Raw genomic sequence first — 8,593 nt, forward strand, 5'->3', positions numbered from 1 at the left:
AGCTCGCTGATGAGCTGACCGATCGAATATTCGCCGTGCTTCAGGGCTTCCGGCGGACTTATGGAGAGACCTACCCCCGGTTTTATCAGGTTGACCATGGTTATGCCTATCACGACCGATATGCTGGTGGTGATCAGATAATATACCAATGTCTGCCATCCCATTCTCCCAAGCTCTCTGATATCGCCCAGCCCCGTGACGCCGACGATCATAGATGATATGATCAGCGGGATCACGATCATCATCAGGGCGTTTAGGAACAGATCGCCAAGCGGTTTCAATCTGGCGCCGAAGCCGGGGGCCCATCCGCCGAGGATCATGCCCAACACAACCCCTATCAGTATACCGATAAGCAGTCTGTCCGTCCTCATATCACCTCTCCTTAATCTTATTTCCCTTGAGTGTAGTATCTATGGCTAATTGTCCGCCGTCCACCGTCCGCGGTCCGCAGCGTCGGATTAGTCGAGGGTCGAGAGTCTAGAGTCAAGAGTCTTTTTTCTTTTCATCTCTCGACTCTCGTCCCTTGTCCCTTGACTCTTGACCCTAGAATAGCGGCGGACGGCGGACTGCCGACTGCGGACAGTAGCTTTAAAAATCTCTGCTACACTTAACGATAATATGAGCGAAGGTATTTATAACCGATGGCGGACGATGTGTCAACTTCACCTCATTCCCTTTTCGTGTTATCATTATGGCCGGGGAAAGCAGGTTGAGATTGAGGTTCTGAACATAAAAGGGAGGTAGGATAAAATGGCAAAGTTGGCATTGAAGGGTGGCAAGCCCGTCGTCGATCGGCCTCTGGGGAAAACATGGCCTATCTTCGACGAACGTGAGGAGAAGGCGCTCATGGAGGTGCTCCACTCCCGAAACTGGTGGAGAGGAGGGGCTTCCCCCGAGAAATCGAAGGTATCGCAGTTTGAGGACAGGTTCGCTCGATATTGTCAGGCTAAATACGGCGTGGCGGTGACGAATGGAACTCAGGCTCTGGAATGCGCCCTGAAGGCCGCCGGCGTGGAGGCCGGAGATGAGGTGATCGTTCCCGCTTTGACCTTCGTCGCCACGGCGACCTCCGTCGCCCTTGTGAACGCCGTGCCTATAATCGTGGACGTCGATCCCCTCACCTACAACATCAGCATCGAGGCGATAGAGGCCGCTATAACCGATAAAACCAGGGCGATAATCCCCGTCCATAACGGAGGATTCCCCTGCGATATGAACAGGATAATGGAGATAGCCGATAAGCACGATCTCATCGTCATAGAGGATTGTGCTCATGCCCATGGGTCGGAATATAAGGGCAGAAGATGTGGCTCTCTGGGGCATCTCAGCGCCTTCAGCTTCCAGCAGGGTAAGGTCATGACCTGTGGCGAAGGTGGGATAGTGCTTACGTCAGATGATGAATTGGCCGAAAAGGCGTACTCCTTCATGCATATAGGCAGGATACCCGGAAGGCCCTTCTACGAGTTCCACAGGGTGGCCTCCAACCTGAGGATGACCGAGTGGCAGGGAGCCGTGTTGCTCTGCCAGCTCGAAAGGTTAGACGAACAGGTGGAAAGGAGGGAGCAGAACACCAGATATCTGGCTGAAGGACTGAAGGAGATACCGGGCGTGGAACCGTTGGTGGATTTCGACATGTGGGGCGAGGGAAAGTTCTGCACGAGATGGAGCTTCTATTACTGGAATTTCAGATATAAACAAGAGGAGTTCGACGGGATACCCAGAGATAGATTCATAGAGGCCCTAAGAGCTGAGGGGGTTCCGATCGGAATAGGGGCTCATGGGGAGCCGATATATCACAATCCCCTGTTCCAAAAGATGAACTTCGGCAGGACAGGCTGCCCGATAAAATGTCCTCTCTACGGCAGGGAGATAGATTACAGCAAGGTATATTGCCCTGAGGCGGAGAGGATCTACAGGGAAGAGGCACTTAGCATACCGCATGCCGCCTTTTTGGGCGAAAGGGAGGATATGGATCTGATCCTTGAGGCGATAAGAAAGGTAAGAGATAACGTCGATGAGCTCCATGAATAACGACGGTTAATGGTGTCCGCGGTGATCTTCTCAGAGAGGTCCTCAGACAGAGGCATATTCCGGTTAGCACCGATGGGTAGATGGGCTCTGATCGCTCTGGCGATAGTGGGAACGATCCTCTTCGGGGTGAAACTGTGGATCGTATATCCCATAAAGTGGATAGGGCATGCCGATGCAGCCGATTATGCCGAGATGGCCGATAGTCTTATCCACGGCAGGGGATTATCGGTCGAGTATATCGGTTATTGTTACTTCATCTCTCAGCGGAAATATCCTCAGATAACGCATCCCGATGCCCATTATCCGCCGCTCTACTCCTTTCTGATCGTTCCATTCTTTCTGATCTTCAGCAAGCGGGCCTTCGCGGCGAAGATCCCTTCCCTTCTGGTCTCATCGCTGGGGTTGCCGATCGTGACCTACCTGCTGGCGCGGAAGCTGACCAGAAGCAGCCTTGTCGGGCTGGCCGCCGGCCTTGCCGTTTTGGTTGTGCCGAAGATGTTCCGCCATTCGCTCTACTGCCTCTCCGATCTGTTATACACCTTCATGGTGGCCACGACGATACTTCTCTTTCTAAAGGGGCTGGAAGAACCCAGATGGTTCCCTATCATGGGCATCTCGGCCGCCCTCTCCTATTACGCCAAGGGATCGGGGCTCGTCCTCATCCCCTCCTACCTGCTCGCCTATCTCCTCCTGCGTTTTAAGGTCAAAGACCGATCACATGCCGATAGGATGTTCGCCGCCGGATTGCTGACCATCTTGCTCGTGTTGATCCCCTGGTTCGTGAGGAACACGATCCATTTCGGAAACCCCATCTTCAGCACCCAGAGCTACGCCGCCGGGTATATCGGGTATCAGGACTGGGAGGTGGGAACATACTCGCTCTATAAGGGCGGGAACCTGCCCAACGTAACCTGGAAGTTCAAAAAGGGGCTAAACGTCGTAATGAATAAGACGGCCGAGTTTTACAAACGGTATCTGTGGTGGAGCTTCTTTGACGATGGAAGAGGATGGGGCGATCTGAGGTGGAGCGAGTTCAGGACGTACTATACGGGGCTCCCCGCCCTTGTGGGCTTTATCCTCTTCGCCCTTTCAGCCCTGTATCTGATGGAGGAGAACGTCCTACGGAAGCTGATATCCCCCGCATCGATGAGATCGAAAGCGATAATCTCCTCATGGACGATGATCCGGCTTAAGAGGATCAGGAGGATCGTATCCACCTTTATGATGATCTGGTTTGAGCCGAGGCTCATCGCCTTTCTGATCCCATCCGGTGCGCTGATGACATTCCTCTCGCTTTGCTGGAGCCCGATAGACAGGCTGGCCTTCCCTTTCGTCCCGCTTGTCATCATCACGGGCCTGTGGACGGCGCACAGATTTATAAGCCTTCCGTTCCCTAAAAGATTCACCTGGGCCGCCTCACTGATTCTTCTGATCGGCATAGCGCCGCTTCTATGGCATAACTCGCGCCAGATCTATCGCGATTACAAAAACGGCGGATATCCATACCATGAGGGTGGGGTCGATTGGATGGATGTAGCCAAATGGCTGAGGGAGAACGCGCCGGGGGCGATAACGATGACCCGTAATCCCTGGGAGCTACATTTTTACACTGAGCAGAAGGCGATTCAGATTCCGAGGGCCGATCTGAAGGATATCGTCGATGTGATGAGGTTCTACAAGGTCACACATATAATCCCACAGCTCAACATCCGCCCGACGCTGAAACCCCTGGTGGAGGGGAAGATCCCGGGACTGGAGTTAGTCTATAGGAAGGGAGGACTCTCACTCTACAGGGTCAGGTATGATCTGCTGGATAAGCTTTTCCCTCCTTCCGATAAGGGTGGGACGGGCTCATAGCCCGTCCTCACGCTTGAAATTTCATCTCGACAACCCTTTTCTCCCTCGCCGAAACCTCCGCTGCTAGGGTGATCTCCAACGTTTTGACAGCGTCCGCATAGGGTGATCGGATCAACGAGCGGTCGCCGCTTTTCACGGCATCTATAAAGGCCCTATCCTCCTCGTGATACATGTTGACACCTGCCTTTATCTCCTCGGTGCCCTGGGGGGTTCTTATCCGGAGGTTGCCATAGGTGAACTCGAGGATGTAATCCCTGGCGAACATATCAAGTCCCGTCTTATACCCCTGGGAGAGCATACATGCGGATGTGATCGAACCTATGGCGCCGTTCTTAAAATAAAGCGTTACTATGCTGGCGTTATCTATCGTGTAATCGGGGGATGGTCTCGTCAAAGCGACGAAGGCACCGTTAACCGCCTGGACATCTCCTAAGAAGAATCTGGCTATGTCCACCATATGCGTGGTCTGCTCGACGAGCTGGCCCCCGGATTTATCCTTCTGTATCCACCATCTCCCCGGGGCTCCTCCCATGAAGTAGCCCAGGGCAAGCTCGACGACCTTATCCCTCAAAAGCTCCTTGACCTTGTCCGAGATGTCCAGGTATCTGGCGCAGTATCCCACCGAGCAGATAACCCCGGCCTTTCTTATCGTCTCCTCCTTGCGGATGGCGTTTTCCATATGTAACTCGACCGGTTTCTCGATGAACATATGCAATCCTCTCTCGGCCACTTTCTCCTCTATATCGGCGTGGGCGAAGGGAGGAACGCATATGTAGACGGCGTCGAGTTCCTCCTTATCGATCATCTCCTTGAAATCTCCATAGAGCGATTTGACGCCGAACTCCTGCCCTCGTCTCTCCAGCGTCTGGGGATTTACATCGCAGAGGGCCTTTATCTCGACGTCCTCCATCTTGGCCAATATATTCAGGTGTGCGCCGGCTATGCCGCCGACCCCTATGAACCCGAGCTTAACCCTATCCACGACAACCTCCTTATCCTTTTTCTGAGTTTCCTCTCCTTCTGAAAAGCATACCAGCCATATGGAAGCTGTGCTCTATCATCATGGCGATGAAAGGATGTTTGTAGATCGGCAGTTTCCTATCCCCTAACTTCGAAGCAGCCACAAAAGCGAGGGCTGCTTCCCGCTCTCTCAGCCTCTCCATCCAGAAGAAATCGGCCATAAGCTCGAGGCTCCTTCGTATCGATTCCCGCCTCGGCTCAAACACCTCAAGAGCGTATCTTCTGATGAGTGAATCCAATTTCTCCCCTGACTTCAAGTTGGAGGCTCTCATGTAATACTCCATAGCCTTTGGAGAGTGATCATACCAATCGCGGAATTCAGATCTGTAAAAGAGCAATCCCGTCTCCGTGAAAAGCCTCTCCACGTCTATATCTTCAAACCTATCATCCCAGTTTATCTCGTATTTCTCCGGCGTCAGATCGGCAGCGTCGAAGATCTGCGCCCACACGGCGAATCTGTATGGGATATGGATACCGGATTCCAGGCTCCTGTGTAGAGCGTCCTTGAGAAGCTTGAGGGCGTAGCCGGCGGGTATCTCGATGGGGTTTGTCTTCTTCCTCAGGTCTTCATATGCGAAGAAGAAGTAGTATTCCTTGAGGCTTGATCTCCCATAGCACTCCTTCAAACCTATATCGGTATTGATGGTAAACCCGCTGAATCGCATCTTATCCCGCTCTTTGGAGAACCCACAGACCCATATGCTCCTATCGCCGTTGCCGTTTATAGGGGTCAGGACGATCAACGATATGGCAGCCGGTTTGGGGAAGCTTTCATCGGGTTGAGATACCCCCATAAGCATCAGCTTACGGATGCCCCTTTCGGCCAAGGATTTCAAGCGGGGATAGACCGTGCGACGGGCGATTCTCCTCAGGGCTGATATGGATTCGGGGCTTTTAACGGTCGAGATCGCCCTTATCGCCTCCTCGGCTATCACATCATCACCGATGATCGAGCCGAGCATCTCCAGAACCCTGATCACTCCTGGAACATCCAAGCCCTTCAAGTAGGATATGTAATCTAGCTTCGCCTCCCTGGATAATCCGTCGATCTCATCCATCAGGAGGCTCAACACCTCATCGTCGTTTTGGGCCATGCCCATCAGCTCATTGAAGTTCGCCTCGGCAAGTTCATCCAGCTCCTTTGAAAGCTCAGGGGCGATCCCCTCAAGTTCAACCGAGAGGTCCTCATATCCATACTTGCCCAGCACGGAGATGATCCTGAGCTTAGCCTCCTTTGTCGTCTTCGGGTTCAGGAGCATATCGAACAGGGGATCGACGATGGATTCATCATCTAGATACTCGAAAGCATAGGCTATCATATCGAGCAGGGTCGGATTCCTACACCTTGAAAAGATGTTCAAAAGCAGTGGGACAGCTCTGTCGTCAGAATTGAGAAGTTTATCCAGCTCTCTCTCAAGCCGGAATGTCGTCAGATCCTCCTGCTGGCTGAGCTCTCTGAGAAATCTGATTATCTCACTTTTGAGAAGAAGGGTGTCATCTATCTTTCCACTCATGACCTCATAAAGATACCATCATATCGGTTGGGTGTCAACTGATTTCAACGTGATTCCGAATCCGGGCGAATTGGGAACCAATACATTTCCCTCGACGAGTTTGTAAGCCGAATAATCCACTCCTTCCGTTCGCCTGCCTATCTTCAGCTTGAAGGCGCGATAGCCAAGCCGATAACCATGCCGACATTCATCCGGCACGGCCTCGATCCCGCAGCTCCCGACTTTCCATCCGTGAGATCCTGTGCTCGGCTAAGATATCGGCATATCCTTTATCCCCTTTCATATCCCTCCTCCGATCGATTTACCCATCCCCACTTCACCGCTTTCACCGGACAAACCCCCTTGCATCTGAGGCATCTGATGCAGTTCGGATCGTTCACATCCTCATATATCCTCAGATCCATGGGACAAACCCTGTAGCAGTTATCACACCTGATACACACCTCCTCATCGATGCTCAGCCTGAGGAGGCTAATTCTGTTGAAAAGCGAGAATATCGCTCCCAACGGGCAGAGCGTTTGACAGAAAGGTCTCCTGCTAAAGATCATCCAGATGAGGAAACCGATCAGTATGGAGATCTTCAGCCAGAATTGTATCCCGATCGCCTCCCTATAGCTCGCATTCAGGCTCACCAGCGGGATACCGGCCTCGAGCGTTCCCGCCGGGCATATCCATTTGCAGAACCACACCTGACCGCAGCCGAACTCGTCAAGCAGCAAGGCGGGCAGTATGAAAACGGTCAGCGCCAGAGCCGCGTATTTGACATATCTGAGGAGACGAGGTACCCTGAACTTAGGGGTTTTCAGCTTATAAGTCCAATCCTGTAACAGGCCGAAAGGGCAGATCCAACCGCAGGTAGCCCGGCCGAATATCGCCCCGACGATGCCCAAAAATCCAAGCACATAGAGGCCGGATTGATAAAGGCCAAGGGAAAGGTTAGCTTTCATATAAGCGAGAAAGCTCTGAAGCGCTCCTATGGGACAGGCGAAAACCGCCAGCGGACAGGAGTAACAGTTCAAAACCGGAACGCACACATACTTGAGCTTGCCCTGATAGATCCCCCCGGAGCTGAGTCCTGGAAAGTATGGGTTTATCAGGAGAAGACTCAGGATCTGGACGATACGTCTGATGTTTATCCTATGCCGATGCAGCTCAGGCATACGTTCACCGCTTTCTCGAGTACGAACTCAGCCTCGCCCAAGATCAGTCCCGCCCCGAAGGCAAAGGCGGATATGATCAGTATAAGCAACCAGAGCCATCTGGTCCGAAAATGACGTCCGCCATCGGTCGCCCGCTGGCCGGTATTGGATGAAATAGGTAATGGCAGATCGCTCATTTGCCCGACGGTTTACTTTTGACCAGCTTTTTGATCTCCTCCTCGATAGCGCTTTCCATGCCAGGGGCGAATCCCACATGGACAGCCCGAATTATCCCCTTTGAATCGAAGAGATACATCGTGGGAATACCCCTGACTTTATATGCCGACGCTGCCATCCTGGCGTCGGTGATCAACCTCTCCGACGCATCCCTCTTAACGGGATCGGCGAGAAGGAGATATGTGAGCTTGGCCTTCTTGGCGAAGGGTTTAATCGCCCGTGAGCCGCCCCTATCGAGGCCCACTCCTATGACCACCAGTCCACCTTTTATCTCTTTCTTTTTTCTCTCATCCTTTTTGATAAGCTTCTCGAAGTATCTCTCGTGCAGATCTTGGATATGAGGCACAGCCAATCTGCATGGCGGGCACCATATGGCCCAGAAATCCACGAGCACGGCATCGGGATAGATCCTCTGGACATGCTTCCTGTCCTTCTCGTTCCATTCCTTTACCACGACTAGCCTGTCCTTTTCAAGTTTAAGCGTGACCTCGGTATTATCTATCGACTTGAGAACGAAGGGGATCAATTTCTCTCCTCTTCGAAGCTCAGCCCATACCGATGTGCCGATCACGCAGGATAAAGCCACGAGAAGCCAGAATCTAAAGAGGAATCTCATCCGTTCTTCTCCCATCTCCTATTTAAAGCCTTTCTCAGGGAATTTTACCTTCTGAGGGGACGGTTTGGCAACCCTGAGTGTTCGCTGATCAGGGCTTTTCAACGCTTTGATAAGGGTAAAATCTCCCCTCCCGGCACCAAAGGCCGAAAAAGAATCAAATCTTTTCATCTTCTCATCCC

General features: G+C 52.4%; 7 protein-coding genes. 2 read left to right on the forward strand and 5 right to left on the reverse strand.

Annotated features, from left to right (window positions below; genetic code table 11):
* Positions 1–371, reverse strand: a 371-nt coding sequence (locus tag J7M22_06255; protein ID MCD6506211.1) for a cation:dicarboxylase symporter family transporter, incomplete at its 3' end; no start/stop codon positions are given.
* Positions 372–750: 379 nt separating this feature from the next.
* Here J7M22_06255 and J7M22_06260 point away from each other — a divergent pair.
* Together J7M22_06260 and J7M22_06265 are read left to right on the forward strand one after the other, a co-directional pair.
* Positions 751–2,031: a DegT/DnrJ/EryC1/StrS family aminotransferase gene (locus J7M22_06260; protein ID MCD6506212.1), complete on the forward strand. Its 1,281-nt coding sequence runs from the start codon at positions 751–753 to the stop codon at positions 2,029–2,031.
* Positions 2,032–2,103: 72 nt separating this feature from the next.
* A complete protein-coding gene (locus J7M22_06265; protein MCD6506213.1) occupies positions 2,104–3,888 on the forward strand; it encodes a glycosyltransferase family 39 protein in 1,785 nt (594 codons plus the stop codon).
* A gap of 7 nt (positions 3,889–3,895) precedes the next feature.
* Here the strand turns inward: J7M22_06265 and J7M22_06270 are convergent, their stop codons facing one another.
* The 4 genes from J7M22_06270 to J7M22_06285 form a co-directional block, all read right to left on the reverse strand.
* Complete coding sequence (locus tag J7M22_06270; protein MCD6506214.1) at positions 3,896–4,870, reverse strand: Gfo/Idh/MocA family oxidoreductase; 975 nt, start codon at positions 4,868–4,870, stop codon at positions 3,896–3,898.
* Positions 4,871–4,880: 10 nt separating this feature from the next.
* Positions 4,881–6,422, reverse strand: coding sequence for a hypothetical protein (locus J7M22_06275; protein ID MCD6506215.1), 1,542 nt, complete (start codon positions 6,420–6,422; stop codon positions 4,881–4,883).
* Between the two features lie 269 nt (positions 6,423–6,691).
* Positions 6,692–7,558, reverse strand: coding sequence for a 4Fe-4S binding protein (locus J7M22_06280; protein MCD6506216.1), 867 nt, complete (start codon positions 7,556–7,558; stop codon positions 6,692–6,694).
* A 196-nt stretch (positions 7,559–7,754) separates the two neighbouring features.
* A complete protein-coding gene (locus J7M22_06285) occupies positions 7,755–8,414 on the reverse strand; it encodes a TlpA family protein disulfide reductase (protein MCD6506217.1) in 660 nt (219 codons plus the stop codon).
* Between the last annotated feature and the right edge of the window lie 179 nt (positions 8,415–8,593).

It is taken from the genome of Candidatus Poribacteria bacterium (assembly GCA_021162805.1).
Classification (GTDB): domain Bacteria; phylum Poribacteria; class WGA-4E; order B28-G17; family B28-G17; genus JAGGXZ01.